This is a genomic window from Labrys sp. 22185 (assembly GCF_052045555.1).
In the GTDB taxonomy this organism is placed as follows: Bacteria; Pseudomonadota; Alphaproteobacteria; order Rhizobiales; family Labraceae; genus Labrys; species Labrys neptuniae.
The window spans coordinates 152,008-169,356 of sequence record NZ_JBQEPH010000012.1 but is presented as its reverse complement, the minus strand read 5'-3'; the positions used below and the strand labels follow the sequence as shown (position 1 = coordinate 169,356).

The 17,349-nt window shown below is 62.8% G+C and carries 14 protein-coding genes; 3 read left to right on the top strand and 11 right to left on the bottom strand.

Features of this window, described 5'->3' with window-relative positions; genetic code table 11:
* Positions 1-174: 174 nt before the first annotated feature.
* From ACTJKX_RS22510 to ACTJKX_RS22495, 4 genes are all read right to left on the bottom strand, one after another.
* Positions 175-816, bottom strand: coding sequence for an ANTAR domain-containing response regulator (locus tag ACTJKX_RS22510; protein WP_440726582.1), 642 nt, complete (start codon positions 814-816; stop codon positions 175-177).
* An 81-nt stretch (positions 817-897) separates the two neighbouring features.
* A complete protein-coding gene (locus ACTJKX_RS22505; protein ID WP_440726581.1) occupies positions 898-2,088 on the bottom strand; it encodes a transporter substrate-binding domain-containing protein in 1,191 nt (396 codons plus the stop codon).
* Positions 2,089-2,269: 181 nt separating this feature from the next.
* A complete protein-coding gene (locus ACTJKX_RS22500; RefSeq protein ID WP_440726580.1) occupies positions 2,270-3,886 on the bottom strand; it encodes a DHA2 family efflux MFS transporter permease subunit in 1,617 nt (538 codons plus the stop codon).
* Positions 3,887-3,923: 37 nt separating this feature from the next.
* Positions 3,924-5,117, bottom strand: a complete 1,194-nt coding sequence (locus tag ACTJKX_RS22495) for an HlyD family secretion protein (protein WP_440726579.1) — start codon at positions 5,115-5,117, stop codon at positions 3,924-3,926.
* A gap of 116 nt (positions 5,118-5,233) precedes the next feature.
* On the opposite strand from ACTJKX_RS22495, the gene ACTJKX_RS22490 reads away from it, so the two are divergent.
* Positions 5,234-5,890 carry a TetR/AcrR family transcriptional regulator gene (locus ACTJKX_RS22490; protein WP_367626573.1) on the top strand — a complete coding sequence of 219 codons (657 nt, stop codon included), beginning with the start codon at positions 5,234-5,236 and terminating at the stop codon, positions 5,888-5,890.
* A 228-nt stretch (positions 5,891-6,118) separates the two neighbouring features.
* Here the strand turns inward: ACTJKX_RS22490 and ACTJKX_RS22485 are convergent, their stop codons facing one another.
* The 3 genes from ACTJKX_RS22485 to ACTJKX_RS22475 form a co-directional block, all read right to left on the bottom strand.
* The gene (locus ACTJKX_RS22485) at positions 6,119-7,453 is read right to left on the bottom strand and encodes an epoxide hydrolase family protein (RefSeq protein ID WP_440726607.1); all 1,335 of its coding nucleotides are present in this window, start codon (positions 7,451-7,453) and stop codon (positions 6,119-6,121) included.
* A 205-nt stretch (positions 7,454-7,658) separates the two neighbouring features.
* Positions 7,659-8,081 carry an organic hydroperoxide resistance protein gene (locus ACTJKX_RS22480; protein ID WP_367626574.1) on the bottom strand — a complete coding sequence of 141 codons (423 nt, stop codon included), beginning with the start codon at positions 8,079-8,081 and terminating at the stop codon, positions 7,659-7,661.
* Positions 8,082-8,252: 171 nt separating this feature from the next.
* A complete protein-coding gene (locus ACTJKX_RS22475; RefSeq protein WP_440726578.1) occupies positions 8,253-9,167 on the bottom strand; it encodes a LysR family transcriptional regulator in 915 nt (304 codons plus the stop codon).
* Between the two features lie 321 nt (positions 9,168-9,488).
* On the opposite strand from ACTJKX_RS22475, the gene ACTJKX_RS22470 reads away from it, so the two are divergent.
* Complete coding sequence (locus ACTJKX_RS22470) at positions 9,489-10,343, top strand: SDR family NAD(P)-dependent oxidoreductase (protein WP_440726577.1); 855 nt, start codon at positions 9,489-9,491, stop codon at positions 10,341-10,343.
* A 235-nt stretch (positions 10,344-10,578) separates the two neighbouring features.
* Complete coding sequence (locus ACTJKX_RS22465; protein WP_440726576.1) at positions 10,579-13,560, top strand: NAD(P)-dependent oxidoreductase; 2,982 nt, start codon at positions 10,579-10,581, stop codon at positions 13,558-13,560.
* A gap of 202 nt (positions 13,561-13,762) precedes the next feature.
* Here the strand turns inward: ACTJKX_RS22465 and ACTJKX_RS22460 are convergent, their stop codons facing one another.
* The 4 genes from ACTJKX_RS22460 to ACTJKX_RS22445 are packed head-to-tail and all read right to left on the bottom strand — an operon-like array spanning position 13,763 to position 17,348.
* Positions 13,763-14,578 (bottom strand): ABC transporter ATP-binding protein, encoded by an 816-nt coding sequence (locus tag ACTJKX_RS22460; RefSeq protein ID WP_440726575.1) that lies wholly within the window; start codon positions 14,576-14,578, stop codon positions 13,763-13,765.
* A 3-nt stretch (positions 14,579-14,581) separates the two neighbouring features.
* Complete coding sequence (locus tag ACTJKX_RS22455) at positions 14,582-15,502, bottom strand: ABC transporter ATP-binding protein (RefSeq protein WP_440726574.1); 921 nt, start codon at positions 15,500-15,502, stop codon at positions 14,582-14,584.
* 23 nt (positions 15,503-15,525) lie between these two features.
* Positions 15,526-16,401, bottom strand: coding sequence for an ABC transporter permease (locus ACTJKX_RS22450; protein ID WP_440726573.1), 876 nt, complete (start codon positions 16,399-16,401; stop codon positions 15,526-15,528).
* The gene (locus ACTJKX_RS22445; RefSeq protein WP_440726572.1) at positions 16,401-17,348 is read right to left on the bottom strand and encodes an ABC transporter permease; all 948 of its coding nucleotides are present in this window, start codon (positions 17,346-17,348) and stop codon (positions 16,401-16,403) included. The genes ACTJKX_RS22450 and ACTJKX_RS22445 overlap by 1 nt, the downstream gene beginning before the upstream one ends.
* Between the last annotated feature and the right edge of the window lies 1 nt (position 17,349).

Below are 17,349 nucleotides of genomic sequence, written 5' to 3'. Positions count from 1 at the left end.
TTCCGTGGATATCGTCAGAACGGAACCGGCCTCGTCCTTATCCGCCGTGGAAGGTCGGGAGCGCACCATTCCCCAGAGCGCTTTCCAGAAAAGCCGATAGGTTTTTCGATTAGGAAAACGCGCCAAAACAAAGAGTTGGGAAAAAATGACGATTCGGAGAAAAGCCATTTTTCTCTAGGGGGATGTCGGCATGTCCTCGTCGCACCAGTCGAGAGCGTTCAGAATTTCCCCGGAAACGACCTCCACCGTGGTTCGCCGTTTCATCGCCAACTGGCGCAGCATGCCATAGGCCTCCTGCTCAGAGCGGCTGTTCGTAAGCATCATCGCAAGCTTGGCGCGTTCGATCGTGCGGCAGGTTTCGAGCTTGGCCTGTATGCGGTCCAGGTTGGCGCAAAGCCGCTTTTCGCGCCGGAAATTATTCACGGTCACCAGGAGATTGGTGAGAATGCCGAAGGGGCGGATCGGCAGTCCGATGACCGCATTCGCTCGAATTCGCAGCAGCCTGTCGATCGCGAGGGGATTTTCATAATCGATGACCCCGATCAGGACCGCAGGGGGATCGTCGGCTTGCCATTCGAACGTCAGCTTGTGTTCGATGATCTGGTCGAACATTGCGAAAACGATATCGATGTTCTCGAAAGTGCTCGGCGGAGGCCAGATTTCTTCCACATGACAGCCGATCCGCATCAAATGAGACCGTAGAGCCGCGCCTTCGCTGTTCTTCGGCTGGACGAGCAGGACACGCAAGGATCGCAAGTCCTTGACTGAAACCATCTGGTCCCTGTCCTTGCCACTGGAGGAATGGGAACCCCGCATGATCAGATCCTCTCACCGGCATCCGTTTGTCGCGAGCGGCTTGCCTGCCGAAGCACGTGGGGCCTCTCAGGCATCACTGGATCACTCCTGAGTGCCGAAAAAGTCGGCGCGAAGCGTTTTCGGCAGGTCGGGGGGCTGCAATGGCGTGTCCTCGTCATCCAGGAAATAGGCAGCCCGATAAGGGTCTGGCGGCACGGCGTGGCTGGTCTCGGCAACGATGTCGAACTGCCCATCCTCCCGCACGACTCCGATCTTGGGCCAGACATGCGCGTGGGAATTCAACGGGTCGATGGCGATCACACCCTGCGGCGCGTCGAAGGTCGAACCGAGGATTTGCGCACGTACGAGATTGACGTTGTCGGAATCGCACTGCCGCATCGCCTGCGCGACCACATGGGCCTGGGTGTAGGCGGCCTCCCAGCCCATGTTCGCATTTGGCTGCTCGCCATGCGCGGCCTGATACCGCTGGAGACACGATCTGTTTGCCGCGTTGGTTTGCGACTGGAAATAGGTGGCAGCGGTAATATGGCCAGATGCCGCACCGATGCCAATCTCCCGGATGTCGGTTTCGCTGGTCGTCAAGCTTGCCACCGGCATCTGGTAGGCGTCGAGGCCGTTGTCGGCATAGGCCTGGTAGAATTTCACATTCGAATTGCCGACGAAATTGTTGAACACGATATCCGGTTTGCGGCTTTTCATGTCCTTGATCAGGGCGTCGAACTCTTCGAATGACGCCTCTTCTCGAAGGTAGCGCTGGCCCACGATCTCGCCGTCGCGGGAGCTGATAAGATCCGCCATGATCCTCCCGGATTCACGCGGCCACACATAATCCGAACCGACGATGTACAGTCTCGGCGTGAAGTTCTCCAGAAGATAAGATCCCAAGAAGAAACTGTTCTGATTGGGAACTGCGCCGAAATAAACGATATTCCTTGAATATTCGAAACCTTCATATTGCGCTGGATAGCACAACAATCCATGCTCTCTGTCCAGGACGCTCAAGACAGCCTTGCGCTGGCTGGAAGTATAGCATCCAAGGATGATGCTTGCCTTCCTTTCTGACAAGAGTTCTCGGGCCATATCCTGATATGCTGACGGCTTTCCCTCAGGGTCGCCATAGATCGGAACGAGCTCTCGCCCGTTTATGCCCCCTGTTTCGTTGATCTCGTCGATGGCGAATTTGGTTGCGGACAGCATGCTGCGCTCGGTTGCCGCGGTCCAACCCGTTTTCGAGAACAGCACCCCAATATGGATTGGTCGATCGCTTGTCATTATTGCGCAAGACTCCATCACACGAGAATGGGGCAACCTGCTCTTAGCCAGCAAACTTGCCTTTCAAGCGGCACTGCATTCACAGGTGATCTTGAACGCTAGATGAGCCAATCTAGGCGGTCAATGCTTTGTTCGGGATTGGCTTTTGAGGCGGTGTCCGGATGCTTGAGATCACTCTCGCTCAATGGGCTCCGCCGCCGCCATTGCCGGCCTGGATCTTGCGGGTGAACAATACGGCGAGTGCCGCGAGCGCCAGCACGGTCCCGATCACGGCGAACGTGTCGCCGAAGCCTAGGATGAGTGCCTGGCGATGGACGGTTGCGCCGATCACGCCGATGGCCTTGTGCTGGGCAAGGGCCGCATCGGTTACGCCATGCGCCATGAAATACTGGATCAGGTGATCGATCCGATCACGCACCTCGTCGCGCACGAGCGTGACCGACTGCCCGATGATGTTGGAGTGAAACTGCTCGCGCTTGGTGAGCACCGTTCCCAGTGTGGCCGTGCCGACGGCACCGCCCAGATTGCGCAGCATGTTGGATAGGCCCGAAGCGGCACCGGCATCACTTGGCGCGATTCCTGCCGTGGTGATCACGCTGATCGGCGTCAGCACCAGGGCCTGGCCGATAGCGCGCACGATGTTGGGCAGGAAGAACTGGTCGCCGGCATTGTCGGGTGACAGGTTGACATTCATGAAGGCGCTTGCCGCGAAAATGCTGATGCCGACGAAAGCGATGAAGCGCACGTCGAAATGCTTGAGCAGCAACGGCACGAACGGAATGATGAGGAGCTGCGGCAGGCCGGTCCAGGCCAGCACCAGACCGATCTGCTCGGCATTGTAGCGCTGCACCTGGCCCAGATATTGCGGCAGGATGTAGACGGTGCCGAATAGCGCTACCCCGACCAGCACGTTGACCACAATGCCGATGCCGAAATTGCGTTGCACGAGAAGGCGCAACTTGACCAGAGGCTTTTTGACGGTCAGTTCGATGACGATGAAGGCGCTCAGGAACAGCGCCGCCGTCAAGGCGAGCTTGACGATGAAGGACGACTGGAACCAATCATCCTTGTTGCCCTCCTCGAGCACGGTCTGCAGCGCTGCAAGCCCGATCGCCATCGTGACGATGCCTGCCCAGTCGCCCTCCTTGAGGAGCGAGAGCTGCATCGGCTTCTTTTCCAGGGTGAAGTAGAGCGCGACGAACATGATCAGGCTCGGCGGCGCGTTGACGAAGAAGATGGTCTGCCAGCCGTAATTCTCGGTGAGATAGCCGCCGATGGTCGGGCCGATCGCGGGCGCGAAGGTGACCGACAGGGCGAACATGGCAAGGCCGATCGGCTGCTGGCCCTTGGGCAAGCGGGTCAGGACCATGGTGAAGGCCATCGGGATCAGCACGCCGCCGGCGAAACCCTGCAGGCCACGCAGTGCGATCATGGTGCCGAGATCATGCGCGAAGGCGCAGGCGGCCGAGAACAGGGCGAACAGCACGATATTGGTCAGCATGTAGCGCCGGAACGAAAACACACGGCTGAGATAGTCGGTCAGGGGAATGACCACGATCTCGCCGATCAGATAGGAGGTCGAGATCCAGGCCCCGTTGTCCACGCCGGTGCCGATGCCGCCCTCGATGTCGAGCAGCGAGGCGTTGGTGATCTGGATGTTGAGGATCGCCATGAAAGCGCCGATCATGGCGGCAAGCACTGCGATCCAGGCGGTCGTGCTGGCCTTGTCGGCGGGCTTGGCGGCGATAGGGGTGGGAATGGGAGAACCGAGCCGAACGGTCTGGGCCGATGATGACATCGCAGCCTCCTGCCATGGCTTTCTTGTGAGGGGAATCTCAGTTGGTGGCGGCAGCACTTGCCGAGGCGACCCGCGTTGCCGTGGCCCTGGTGTCGATCGAGGGATAGACAGACATGCCGGGGCGGAGCACGACCGATGGCGCACTGGCTTCGTCCAGCACGATCTTTACCGGAATGCGCTGCACCACCTTGGTGAAATTGCCGGTGGCATTGTCCGGCGGCAGCAAGGCGAACTCCTGGCCGCTCGCAGGCGAAAGGCTGTCGACATGGCCCTTGAAGATCTGCCCGGGGAACGTGTCCACTTCAACTTCGACCGGCTGTCCCGCCTTGACGTCCGTAAGCTGCGTTTCCTTGTAATTGGCGACGATGTAGGCCTCATGGCTGGGAACCACCGCCATCAGTTGTGTACCGGCCTGGACATATTGGCCCACCCGCAAGGTGCGGTTGCCGACGAAACCGTCGATAGGAGCGAGGAGATTGGTATAGGAGAGGTTCAGTTCGGCCTGATCCTGCGTGGCTTCGGCCCCGGCGAGCGCCGCTTCAGCCTGGGTGAGTTCGGCGCGGTTAACGTCGAGCTGCTTGGTTGCCCTGGCAAGCACGGCGGTGTCGCGCGTGACCGCAGCACGGGCGGCAGCAATGCGAGAGGCGGCCTGCTGGGCATTCTGGACGCTGCCGAATCCCTTCTGGGCGAGTTCGGCATAGCGCTTGTCTTCCTGCTCGGCGAAAGTCTGGTTGGCAAGGTCGACCGTGACCGTTGCCTGAGCCGCATCGATTTCAGCCTGTTCGGCCACCAGGGCTGCCTGCTTGTTGGCGATGGTGGCCTTGGCGGCCGCAACCTGCGCTTTGGCTTGTTCGAGAGCGACCCTGAAGTCGCGGTCATCGATGCGGGCCAGCACTTCGCCTGCCTTCACGGGTTGGTTGTCGTTGACCAGCACCGCTGCGATATAGCCGGATACCTTGGGCGCGATGGTGGTGCTGTCGGCCTTGACATAGGCGTCGTCGGTGGTGACCAGGAAGCGGCCCAAGGTCCAATAATCCCAGCCATAATGTGCGGCTCCCGCGAAAGCGGCGAGGGCGACGCCCGCCAGCAGCAGCCAGCGCATCGGGCGTGCTTTTCTTGTGGGCTTGGATGCAACGGGGAGGGATGGCTCGTTCACCAGTTCCATGCCGGGGATAGTCTCGGCCGGGGGGGCGGTCTTCTCGCCGGTGACGATGACTTCATGCTTGCTCATGATCGGGTCCTTTCCCGCCGGAGCCGCCATAACGGGCTTGCTCCACTTTAGGAAAATTGTTATTTTCCTAATTAATCTCAACCGTTCGCGTTGTCAATAGAATTTGGAAAATGGTTATGGTCCTAAATTCGGAAACGCCCAGACGCCAGCGCGGGCGCCCCCAGGTCCGGCCGGATGCCGAAACCAGGCAGGTAATCGTCGAGGCGGCACGCCATGAATTCCATGGCCAGGGCTATGCCGGTGCCAGCATGGGGCGGGTTGCCGAACGGGCCGGGGTCTCCACCAAGACCATGTACCGCCTGATCCCGACCAAGGCCGATCTGTTCCGCAGCGTCATCGCGGCACGGATCTCGCGCTTCTATCTGGACCTGGACGAAGAGCGGCTCGAAAAGCTGCCGATCGACGCCGCTCTCGAACATATTCTCATCGGTTATGGCGCGTTGACCTTCGATGAGGAGACGGTCTCCAGCCTTCGCCTCGTCATGGCCGAATGCGACCGCTTCCCTGAGATCGCCACCGCGTTCTACGAATTGGCTCTACGTCCCACCAGCCAGACCATGGCAGCATGGCTCAGGCGGCAGCACGATCTCGGTGAAATCGAGATCGAAGACCCGGAGACTGCGGTCGGCATGCTGCGCGGCATGATGATCATGGAGCCGCAGCGCGCCATCATGCTGGGTCTGCGCTCGCCGCCCGGCCGCGAGGAGATCGCCGCGCGGGCACGTTATTGCGCGCGACTTTTCCTGAGTGGATGCCGGGTGCGTCGAGGCTAAAGCATTAGCCAATCCAAAGGCTCCGCGGCGTCCGGGTGGCGGTTTCGATGGGATCGCACCATTGCCGAACGGTTTTTGCCGGCTGGTTCCAAGACGGACGAGACCGGCAAGATGCTGCTCGTGGGCAACCTCGGCCGACGGAGATGGATCACGGGCATACGGCAGACTCCCGGCAGCCTCGCCGCCTCGAGCTGGCAGCGAGACTGGGCCTTCATGGGGGCGAACACCTCACCGGATTATGCGGAACGTCGCGCGCAGGTCTTCCGTCAGAGCCTCAGGCTGCTCCCAGGCCGCGAAATGCGTGCCTTCCTCATGGCGCTTGTAGAAGACCAGGTTCTGATAGGCCTTGCGCGTCCAGCTTTCCGGTGCCTGATAGATCTCGTCACGAAAGGCGCTGACGCCGGCCGGCAGCGACACCCCCTTGGGTGCGAAGAAGGCGAGCTTGCTTTCGCGATAGAGCCGGGCCGAGGATACCGCTGTATTGGTCAGCCAGTAGAGCGTGATGTTGTCGACGATATCGTCCTTCGTCAGGCCTTCCCTGGCGCCATCGAAGACGCGCGCGATCAGGTTATAGCTGCGGATGTCGTGGTCGATGACCCAGGCGGCAAGGCCGACCGGCGAGTCCGTCAACGCATAGAGTGTCTGCGGACGGCCTGCCATTTCCTGCGCGTAGCCGAGTCCGTGCGAATAGAAATCGACGAGCTGGTCCCAGGCATGTTTTTCCTCGCCATTCAAGTCGGGCGGCTCCGGGCCGTTCGGGATCAGTGCAGCGATCTGCGGGGGAATGGCCGCGGGCATGTTGGTGTGGATCGCGAGGAGACCGGCGGGGCGCTGAAGCGCCATCTGTTCGGTCACGGCGTTACCCCAATCACCGCCCTGCGCGACATAGTGCGTATAACCCAGCCGCTGCATCAATACCGCCCAGGCGCGGGCGATATGCTGCGGATCCCAGCCATTGACGGTTGGCTTGCCGGAAAAGCCATAGCCCGGCAATGACGGGATCACCACGTCGAAAGCATCGGCAGGGCTGCCGCCATAAGCGGTTGGATTGGTAAGCGGGTCGATGATCTTCAACTGCTCGATGATCGATCCGGGCCAACCATGCGTGACGATGATCGGCAACGCGTTGGCGTGCCTCGACTTCACCTGGATGAAATGAATATCGACGCCGTCAATATTGGTGATGAAATTGGGATAGCTGTTGATCCGTGCTTCGGCGCGTCGCCAGTCATGCTTGTTCGCCCAATAGTCGGCGAGCTTCTGCATGGTGGAAAGAGCGACACCCTGTGACGGATCGTTTTCCTGCTCTGGCCATTTGGTGGCTTTGATCCGGCGCTTCAGGTCGGCGAGTTCCGCGTCGGTTGCGCGATAGCGAAACGGCTGGATCGAACCGTCACCGATCGTCTTATGGCCGGCAGCGGTAGCTCCGGACGATACATTGGCGAGGCTCGAGGGGGATGCGGTCGCGGTGGAAATCAGGGCCGGAAGCATCGTGCCGATGGTTCCGGCCACAGCAGAAGCGACAAAGCTCCTGCGGTCAATCAGGGGATGGGAGGTGGGCATGGCAATTCTCCTGGAACATTTTTCAACGGAGCCTTGGGGCTTCTCGATAAAAATGCGATAAAACAAAGGGTTAGAAGAAAAAGGGAGGATTTGGAGAGACGATATCTCTCCAGCTGCGACGCTGGCAGGAACGATGGAAAACCCGTGCCGCGTCCTCTTGGCCCGGCGCACGTACCTGCACATGCACCGGGCCTGTTCATTCGGATTAGGCAGGGATGGTGAGTGCGACGCTGGCGGCGATGCCGCCGCGGGTCATCTTCGAATAGGGGCAGGTCTCGTGGGCCCGATCGATCAGCTGCTGGGCGATGTCGTCGGCGACGCCGGGAATGCTGACGTTGAGGTGAGCGGTCAGGAAATAGCCTTCCGCTTCATCGAGCGACAGGTTCACCTCGGCATCGACCGCGGTTTCTGTCGGAAGCCTGATGCCCCGTTCCCTAGCAGCATGCCCGAGCGCGCCCTCAAAGCAGGCGGACCAGCCCGCTGCGAAAAGCTGCTCCGGATTTGTGCCGGGACGGTTCGAGCCGGGCACCGACAGCTTGACGTCGAGCTGGCCGTCCGAACTCTTCGTCCAGCCCTCGCGGCCGCCAACCGTGTGAACATGTGCAGTGAAGAGAGTCTTGGCAGTCATAGGTAGTCTCCTGTTGTTGTATGCGGTAGTGAGCGATACTTGGAGGAGACTTGAAGTCTGCGGCAGGCAGCCAAAACGATAGGCAGCCTCTCAAGTGCCGATATGCGGAAAACCTTGGGGGCGGGTTTTTATGTCGCTCGGGCCAGCAACAATCCAGCGGCTGGGTCGATCTCAATTCGGCTTGAACGCGCCGAGGTCCTTCAGCTTGCGCTTCAAGCGTGGCGCTATCCAATCGATGAACACGCGCACCTTCAGGGGCAATAGTCCCTGGCGGACATAAATCAGATGGACAGGAAATGAGGGGCTCTCATAGTCGTCCAGTACCGCGACCAGGGCCCCCGATTGCAGTTCGCCGGCAACCTGGTAGCGGGGGAGACGCACGATTCCGATGCTGCGCAAGGCGGCGGTCAGGGTAGCCGTGGCCGTATTGGCGCGAATGCGGACATTTGGCTTTCCTTCCAACCTGCGGCCTTCGCGCTGATAGATCCAGCCTGGTTCGGTGATCTGGCCGAAGACGGCGCCGTCGTGGGCGGCAAGGTCTTCCGGGCTCGATGGACGCCCCCTGCGTGCCAGATATTCCGGGCTGGCACAGGTCACAAAGTCGAAGTCGCCGACCTTGACCGCATAATATGAGCTGTCGGCGAGTTCGCCCAGGCGGACGCCGACATCGACATGTTCGTCGATGAGGTTCACGACGCGATCGAGAGAGAGAATGTTCAGCGTGATCTCGGGATGCTCGCACATGAAGTCGAAGGCAAACGGCAGCACGTGGTCGTGGCCGAATGTGATCGGTACCGTGACCGTCAGCGTGCCTCTGGGCGTTTCATACTCGCCTGACGCCCGCAATTCGGCATCCTCTATCTGCGCGATAATCTGACGGGCGGCATCGACATAGTCGCGGCCCGTGTCGGTGAGCTGGATGTTCCGGCTGGTCCGAACCAGAAGGCGCGTACCCAGATGGCGCTCGAGTTCGGCGACCTTCCGGCTGACACTCGGCAGCGGGGCATTCAGCTTGCGGCTACCTGCCGACAAACTGCCGGCATCGACAACCGCCAGCAAGACCTGCATCGCATCGAGACGGTCCATAGGGCCACTCCCCAATGTTGACGGAACCGGCCTGATCCGCGGCGCCGATCGCACATTGTATAAACATACCGCTCGTTCGACATCGCAAGTAGACACGCCGCGGGCGATGACCGGAACGGCGAGATAGTCGGGGACAAGGCAAAACCAGGAACCGTGGCATTGCCGCATCCCTTGGTTGGACGATGGCTGACCTTTCGCTTTTCGGAGAGGCTGGTTTCCATTCTCAACAGCTGCCGCGCCAAATGCGGAACCATTAGGTTTCCCTTTGCCGCCAGACATCGAAGGAACTTGATATCTGTGCACCGATGAGGAGATATGTAGATGTCAGAGACAATGGGAACCGCCATCGTCACCGGCGCATCGAGTGGAATCGGGGCTGTTTATGCCGATCGCCTTGCGGAACGGGGATATGACCTCGTCCTGATCGCACGGAGCGCGGACAAACTGGCGCGGGTTGCCGAGCGGATCCGCGCGAAGACCGGCAGCAAGGTAGACATCCTGCCGGCCGATCTCGCGAATGCCGCGGATCTTGCCCAGGTCGAAGCGTTTCTTCGAGATACGCCGGACGTCACCTTGCTCGTCAACAATGCCGGTCTCGGTGGGGCGCTGAAGCTGGTCAACTCCGACGTCGACCAGATGACCTCGCTGATTTCGCTCAACGTCACGGCGCTCACCCGTTTGACCTATGCGGTCGTGCCGCAATTCATCGCGCGCGGAGCCGGCACGATCATCAACATCGCCTCGATCGTTGCCGTCAATCCAGAGGCTCTGAACGGTGTCTATGGCGGCAGCAAGGCGTTCGTCCTTGCCTTTAGCCAGAACCTTCAGCACGAGCTCGCGGGGACAGGCGTCATCGTGCAGGTCGTGCTTCCGGGCGGCACCGCTACCGACTTCTGGGCGATTACCGGGCGCCCGATCGAGCAGTTGCCGGGCGAGATGGTCATGCGTAGCGAGGACCTTGTCGATGTAGCTCTCACCGGCCTTGACCGGGGCGAGTTCGCGACCATCCCCTCTCTTCAGGACAGCGAGCTTTTCGACGCCTATGAGGCGGCCAGGCGGGCTATGATCGGCAAGCTTTCGACGGCTGTTCCAGCCTCGCGCTACCGCGATGGCAGTGACCGGCTGCCCGGTATCTCGCCGAGCAGCGCCTCGACGTCCAGGCCGGTCCTGCCCTGAATCTCGCTCACGGTCGCGGTGAAAGTCTTCTTGGCCACGGGTGTGCGAAGGGGCGGCAATCCCGCGCGGATCAGCACCAGCGCCGCTCAATGCGACATCGCGCGCCTGCCATGCCCCGCGCTGAAATGCGCAGCAAGGTGAATGTTGAGTCGGCCCCGCGATATTTGCGGCGGCGAGCGCCGGCTATCATCAGGCATCAAGAAGCCTTTTCCACTCGAACAGGAGACGCCGACCGATGGCGAATGCCCAGACGCTGAAGGCACAACGCGACAAGACTCTCGAACTGACGCGTTCGGGGCCGCCGGCGCGCACCTCCAATCCCTTCTTCGGCGTTGGACCGATCACCGACGGCACACTGGATGAGGTGGATGCGCGCCTCCTGCGTTTCGAATTCGATCGCTGGCTCGAAAAGAACTATCGAAAGCTCGATGACCAGGGCGGCGATCTCGGGCCCTTCACCACGGCCGAGGTTGGACGGAGCATGCATCGGGGCTATCCCGCCGACAAGTTCCTGACCGACATGATGCGGGAGATCCATCGCTATTTCGAGTTCCCCAAGGCGAACAAGATGGCGGTGGGACTCGGCGGTGGCCATAGCGGCTTCACGGTCTGCGCCCTCCACCTCGTGACCGCCGGCGATCCCGGCCAGCATGTTTACGTCGACACGCTCCGGCCGGAGTCCGAAGCTGCCAAGGCGGGCGGTTTCTTCCGCCAGTCCTGGGGCGCGCAGCTCATCGAGATGCACCGCTATGCCCGCAATGGCGATGAGTCCCGTATCCACTTTGCCGAAGAAGAAGGCGCCATTCCCAGCGCCGACGCCCTCGAAAAGATGGGTGCCAAGCTTTTCATCGGCGTCGGCCATGAAACCACCGGCGCCACCACCTATACCGCCCAGGACATCGCGAATCTGCTCGAATGGCTCGATCGCAATCCGGCCGAACACCATGCCGTGCTCGACGCCACCTCAATGCTCGGCGCCATGCCCTGGGGCGAGGAGGCGGTGAAGAACGTCATTGCCAAATGCTGCCTGTTCATGCCGTTCCAGAAGGCGATCGGTGGCATCTCGGGCTATTTCGTCGTCTCCTTCACGCCGCAGGCGCTTGATCTCGTCGAGAGGAACCAGAAGTCGCCATCCTGGGCGATACCGCGCCAGCTCAAGATCGTGGCGCCGGTCGACCCCAAGCGCCCCCTCACGGGCGAGAGGACCGTCAATGTCGGGCCGATCTACGATCCGGCGCAGGACAAGATGCTGGGCGGCGTGATCAACACCTATTCCACCCTCGCCTTTGCCGAGACCACCTTCGGCCTGCTGCGCTCGGAAAAGCGCCTTGGCTCGGTTCAGGATCTCTACAAGCGCTCCGTGCGCAACCGCGCCGCCGTGAACCAGTGGGTAGCCAGCCATCCCCTGTTCGAGCTCGGCGTCGCCGATCCCGAGCGGCGCGGCGCGGCGGTGACGCTGCTGCGCATCAAGGATGCCGACATCACCGACCCCGCCATCCACGCCCGCATCATCGCCCGTTCCAAGCAGATTCTTGCCTATGAAGGCCTCACCCATCCCAATGGCGAGCACGAGCGCGGTCTCGACGTTGCCCGCTATGTCAACGCTTTCCCGGGCACGCCCGGCGACTATCGCGCCTGGATCGGCGGCATCCGGCCTGTGGAAGATATCGATGCGCTGCTCGATAACCTCGAATACGCCTATCTGCGTGCCAAGATCGTGGTGCTGGAAGAAGAACTCGCCAAGCTTGGCGAGACCTTCCCAGCCAGCGCCGATGCCGGCGGCGAGCGCGTCAGGCGCGACGATCCCAACCGTGCCTACAAGGTGCTGGTGGCCGATCTCATCGGCATGCGCTTCGACGGTGAGGGAGAGCCTGATCACCAGGAAGTTCGCCGCTATATCGAGGCGAAGGGCGGCGTCTTCCATCTCGGCCCGATCCGGGACGAAGGAGTGCTGGCGAAGGGACGCATCCACTTCTTCTACCAGCCCGATCTCAGTACCGAGGCAGAGATCCTGCCGCAGACCGACAAGGGTCAGTATGATGCGGTGATTGCCGCTGCCACCTTCCTGCCGAAGAACTCGGTGTTTCCGCTCGGCGGCGTGCGCATCGGTGCCGGCACCGGCAATATGGGTTCGGTCTCCTGGGGCGGCGGCAGTGGCGTCGGTGGCGACGCGCCCCTGATGAACACGCCGAGCTTCAACAGCCGGGCAACGGCCCAGATGGCCTTCAAGGCCCTGCTCAAGGTGGCGCCCGACCTCAAGGTCGACGAACTGCACCGGCGTGTCGTCGCCGGCGAGTTCGATACCGGCAAGCATTTGCGCGACTTCCCGACCGAAAAGCTGGAAGGGCGGCGCATCGCGGTGATCGGCTATGGCAATATCGGCCGCGAGCTCGCCAAGCTCGCCAGCGCCTTTGGCATGCAGGTGGCCATCCATGCCCGCGAGCGGCACAAGGATTGGATCGAGTCGGAAGGCTTCGAATACGCTCCGACCGCCGAAGCTGCGGCGGAGGGTGCTCATGTCCTCACTGTGCATACCGGCCTCGGCCCGGTCGATGCCAAGAGCGGACGCTTCGCCAACCAGTCGCTGATCGGCAGCGATATCCTCAACCGCCTCGCCGATGGCGCCGTGCTCATCAACTATGATCGAGGCGAAGTGGTCGACGCCGAGGCCCTCGATGCGGCGCTTGCCGAGGGCAAGGTCTCCTATGCCTGCATCGACGCCGATCTCTTCCGCAATGCCGCCGACGGGACGCTGTCGGGCCCGATGGTGCCCTATCGCGCGCTCGAAGGCCGGCATTCCGGCAAGCTCGAACTCTTGCCGCATGCCGCCGCCGACACCGACCATCCCTCGCGGGTGGAGGGAGCCAGGCAGGCCGTCGACCAGATCTTCGACGTCATCCAATACGGCGTCGTCACCAATCTGAAGGGCGATTTGCCGCCAGGCTACCGCAATGCCGGCGCTCGCACCGTCAATGGTATCGGTGCGGTGACAGGTGGCACGCTTGCCCGCGCCGTCGCCGATGAAGCGGTCCTGCGCCAGGCGCGCGAGGCGGTGGAATCCCTTGCCGCGATCTGGGGAGCGCTGTCGTCGACCACCGATCCCGACCGTCGCACCACCCTGCTGCAGCGCTATGGCGCCGCTCTCGTGCGGGACACCAACCGCTACACGGCCCTTACGGAAAAGCTCGGGCTCAGGGGGCCTTATGCCGAAGCCTAGAGGAAGCGGTTTGGCCGAGGCGAGCTACAGGGGATAACGCCGTATGGCCTGATCCGGCAGGGTCATGCGGAATTCGATCGGATGGGGGTGTCTCGCCACACCTCCATCCAGCCTGCCGGCGGCATCGGTCCTCAAAAGCGGCTCGATAGCCTTGGATCGAGCCGACGGCACATTCTCCTAAGATCCGGCTGGATGCTTCGATTTAGGGCTCGGCAGCGGGGGCGCGGGACAAGAACAGGTTTGCCTCCAGCAGGCGCCGGGTGGCCGGCGCGCTGGCCTGCCTGGTGATAGTGCGGGATGACAGGTCTTCCACCAGGCGTCCCTTGTCGAGCACCAGGATGCGATCGCAGAACGACTGCACCACCGCCAGATTGTGGCTGATGAAGACATAGGTCAGGCCGAGCTGCTGCCTGAGCTCGAGCAGCAGCGCCAGGATCTGGGCCTGCACGGAGACATCGAGGGCGGAGGTGGGCTCGTCCAGGATCAGGCATTCGGCCTCGACACCGAGCGAGCGGGCGATGTTGATGCGCTGACGCTGCCCGCCGGAGAATTCGTGCGGATAGCGCTCCGCGGCATCCGCGTCCAGGCCGACCAGGCGGAGGAGCTCGGCCGTGCGCTCGTGCGCGTCCTCGCGGTCGGCGGCGACGCCCAGCCGCAGCATCGGCGTTGCGATCTGGACGCCCACGCGCCGGCGCGGATTGAGGGCCGAGGAGGCGTCCTGCAGCACGAGTTGGAGACGGCGGCGCAGCGGGCGGCGTGCCTGGTCGGACAGCCCGTCGATCCTGGCGCCGTCGAACAGGATCTGCCCGCCGTCGGGCTGGTCGAGCCCGGTCAGCAGGCGCCCGATCGTGGACTTGCCCGAGCCGGAGGCGCCGATGATGCCGACGATCTCGCCGCGTTCGATTGCGAAATCGACGTCCTCGACGGCAACGACTTCGTGCAGCGGGCCGAACAGGCCGGTGCGCACGCCATAGCGGCGGGTGAGGCCCCGGACCTGGAGGATGGGAGATGACGCCATCGCTTATCGCCCGGCTGTGCGGGCAAGGAGGGCCGGCCGATCCTGCTCGCTGATCACGTTGAGCGTGGGGCGGGGCAGGGGATGGTCGAGGCGCGGCACAGCGTCGATCAGTGTCGCCGTATAAGGATGCTGGGGTGCCGCCAGCACCTGCGCCGTCGGCCCGGTCTCGACGATGCGTCCGTGCTGCATGACGGCGATGCGGTCGCTCAGGAACGACACCACGCCGAAATCATGGGTGATCAGCAGGATGGCGGTGCCGTAGCTGTCGCGGATGCGGGCCAGCAGGGCCAGGATCTGCTTTTGGGTGGCGGTATCGAGCGCCGTCGTCGGCTCGTCGGCGATGATGAGCTTGGGGCGGCTGTTGATCGCCATGGCGATCAGCACACGCTGGCGCATGCCGCCGCTCAGCCTGTGCGGATAGGAGGCCATGACGCGCTCCGCCGCGTCGATGCCGACTTCGCCGAGCCAGCGCACGGCTTCGCGGCGGGCCTGGCTGCGGCCGAGGCCGTTGCGGAAGGCGATCATGTCGGCAAGCTGGCGCCCGATGGTGGATGTCGGATTCAGGGAGGTCAGGGAACTCTGCACGATGAAGGCGATGTCCTGGCGCAGGATGCGCTGACGGTCGCGGGTGCCGGTGGCGAGCAGATCCTGGCCTTGGAAGAGGATGCGGCCTTGCGTGATCCGGGCGGCGGGACGCGGCAGCAGGCCGACGATGGAGGCCGCCGTCATGGTCTTTCCCGAGCCGGACTCACCGACCAAAGCGAGAATCTCGCCCGCCTGGAGATCGAGGTCGACGCCCCTGACGGCCTGGATGGTGCGGTGGGGCGTGGTGATGGTGACGTGCAGGGCGGCGAGCCGCAAAAGCTCCGGAGAGCCGAGTGGCGCCTGAACCTTGTGATGCGCAATGGGGGCAATGATCGACATGGCCGCTCCTTCAGCGAGTGCGATTACGCGTGATGATGAGGATCCAGCCAGTTCCGCAGGCCGCTGCCGAGCCAGTTGAAGGCCAGCGAGACGATGATGATGGCGATACCGGGCGCGATCACCACATGCGGCGCGCCCTCGGCGAACACGCCGACGCCGTCCACGGTCATCCGTCCCCAATCGGCCAAGGGCGGCTGGATGCCGAGGCCGAGAAAGCTGAGGCCTGAGGAAAAGCCGATCATCGGCCCGATCAGCGTGGTGGCGTAGATGATGGCGGGCGAAAGCACGTTGGGCAGGAGTTCGCCGAACAGGATGGCCGAGCGGCCGGCGCCGAGCAGGCGCGCCGCATCCAGATATTCGCGCCCGGTTTCCGCCAGCACGGCGAAATAGACCACGCGCGTCATATAGGGCACCAGCGACAGCGCGATGGTGGCGATGATGGTGGTGAGGCCCGGGCCGAGCAGGGCGGCGATGGCGATCGCAAAAAGGATCATCGGAAAGGCGAAGAGCACGTCGATGCCGCGCATGATCGCCGCACCCAAAGGCTTGCGCGCAAAGCCGGCGGCGAGGCCCAGGCCAAGGCTGACGATGAAGGCGATGGCGACCGGGACGATGCTGGCGATGAGGGACAGGCGTGCGCCCCAGATCAAGCGGGAGAGGATGTCGCGCCCCTGGCCGTCGAGCCCGAGCCAATGGCCCGGCGTGCCGGGCGGTGCGAGCCGGAGGGCGCCTTCGCCGATGTCGGGATCATAGGGGGAGATCAAGGGCGCCAGGGCTGCCAGACCGACCACCGCGACGATGATGGCAAGGCCGATGATGCCGCGATCGATCCGGCGCCGGCGCGTCGGGGTTTCGGCGGGCGATGCCCCGAGGGCGTTTGAGGCCTGGAAGAACGACATCAGGCTCTCGCTCGCGGATTGAGCCAGACCAAAGCGAGGTCGACGATCAGGTTGATCACGATGAAGGTCGCGGCAATCATCAGGACGCCGGTCTGGATGACCGGGATGTCATGGGCGGTGATGGCGTTGTAGAGCTGGGCACTGAGGCCGGGCCAGGCGAACACCGTCTCCACGAAGATGACGCCGCCGAACAGCGTGCCGAATTGCAGCCCGCCGATGCTGACGATCGGTGCCAGGATGTTGCGGGCGATCTGGGTGAACAGCAGCCTCGGCGTCGACATGCCGGCCGAGGCGAACATCCTGGCATAGTCGGCATTGAGCGCATCGATGACGCTGGCGCGCGTCAGGCGCATGATGATGGCGATGGCGAGCACGGCGGCGGAGAAGGCCGGCAGGACGAGATGGGCGAAAAGGTCCGCCAGGGAATGGGAACCCCTGAGATTGTACATGCCCGACGACGGCAGCCAGCGCAGCTGCTTGGAGACCAGCCAGATCAGCATGATGCCGAGCCAGAACACCGGCGTCGCCGCCAAGCCCTCGCTGATGGCGGCTGCCAGCCGGTCGAACCAGCCCCCGGCCCGCAGGCCGGAGAGAATGCCGAGCAGGACGCCGACGGTCAAGGCGATCACCAGGCTGGCCAGGGCCAGGATGAAGGTGTTGACATAGGCGGGGACGAGGATGTCGAGCACCGGCACATGCATAGTGATGGAGGTGCCGAAATGGCCGCCCAGCAGGCCCCACAGCCAGGCGCCATACTGGACGAGGAAGGGCCTGTCGAGGCCGAGATCGCGGCGGATCTGGTCGGCAGTCTCGCCCGAGGCGTCGCGGCCGAGCATGATCGCCACCGGGTCTCCCGGGCTGAAATAAACAACCAGGAAGACCAGGAAGGTGACCAGCACCAGAATAGCCAGTGAAGCGGCGGCCCGGCGTGCGATGAGGGCGATCATC

Coding starts and splice junctions, on each gene's coding strand:
- ACTJKX_RS22510 (WP_440726582.1), bottom strand. CDS start 816: ATGCGGGGTTCCCATTCCTCCAGTGGCAAGGACAGGGACCAGATGGTT.
- ACTJKX_RS22505 (WP_440726581.1), bottom strand. CDS start 2,088: ATGACAAGCGATCGACCAATCCATATTGGGGTGCTGTTCTCGAAAACG.
- ACTJKX_RS22500 (WP_440726580.1), bottom strand. CDS start 3,886: ATGTCATCATCGGCCCAGACCGTTCGGCTCGGTTCTCCCATTCCCACC.
- ACTJKX_RS22495 (WP_440726579.1), bottom strand. CDS start 5,117: ATGAGCAAGCATGAAGTCATCGTCACCGGCGAGAAGACCGCCCCCCCG.
- ACTJKX_RS22490 (WP_367626573.1), top strand. CDS start 5,234: ATGGTCCTAAATTCGGAAACGCCCAGACGCCAGCGCGGGCGCCCCCAG.
- ACTJKX_RS22485 (WP_440726607.1), bottom strand. CDS start 7,453: ATGCCCACCTCCCATCCCCTGATTGACCGCAGGAGCTTTGTCGCTTCT.
- ACTJKX_RS22480 (WP_367626574.1), bottom strand. CDS start 8,081: ATGACTGCCAAGACTCTCTTCACTGCACATGTTCACACGGTTGGCGGC.
- ACTJKX_RS22475 (WP_440726578.1), bottom strand. CDS start 9,167: ATGGACCGTCTCGATGCGATGCAGGTCTTGCTGGCGGTTGTCGATGCC.
- ACTJKX_RS22470 (WP_440726577.1), top strand. CDS start 9,489: ATGTCAGAGACAATGGGAACCGCCATCGTCACCGGCGCATCGAGTGGA.
- ACTJKX_RS22465 (WP_440726576.1), top strand. CDS start 10,579: ATGGCGAATGCCCAGACGCTGAAGGCACAACGCGACAAGACTCTCGAA.
- ACTJKX_RS22460 (WP_440726575.1), bottom strand. CDS start 14,578: ATGGCGTCATCTCCCATCCTCCAGGTCCGGGGCCTCACCCGCCGCTAT.
- ACTJKX_RS22455 (WP_440726574.1), bottom strand. CDS start 15,502: ATGTCGATCATTGCCCCCATTGCGCATCACAAGGTTCAGGCGCCACTC.
- ACTJKX_RS22450 (WP_440726573.1), bottom strand. CDS start 16,401: ATGTCGTTCTTCCAGGCCTCAAACGCCCTCGGGGCATCGCCCGCCGAA.
- ACTJKX_RS22445 (WP_440726572.1), bottom strand. CDS start 17,348: ATGATCGCCCTCATCGCACGCCGGGCCGCCGCTTCACTGGCTATTCTG.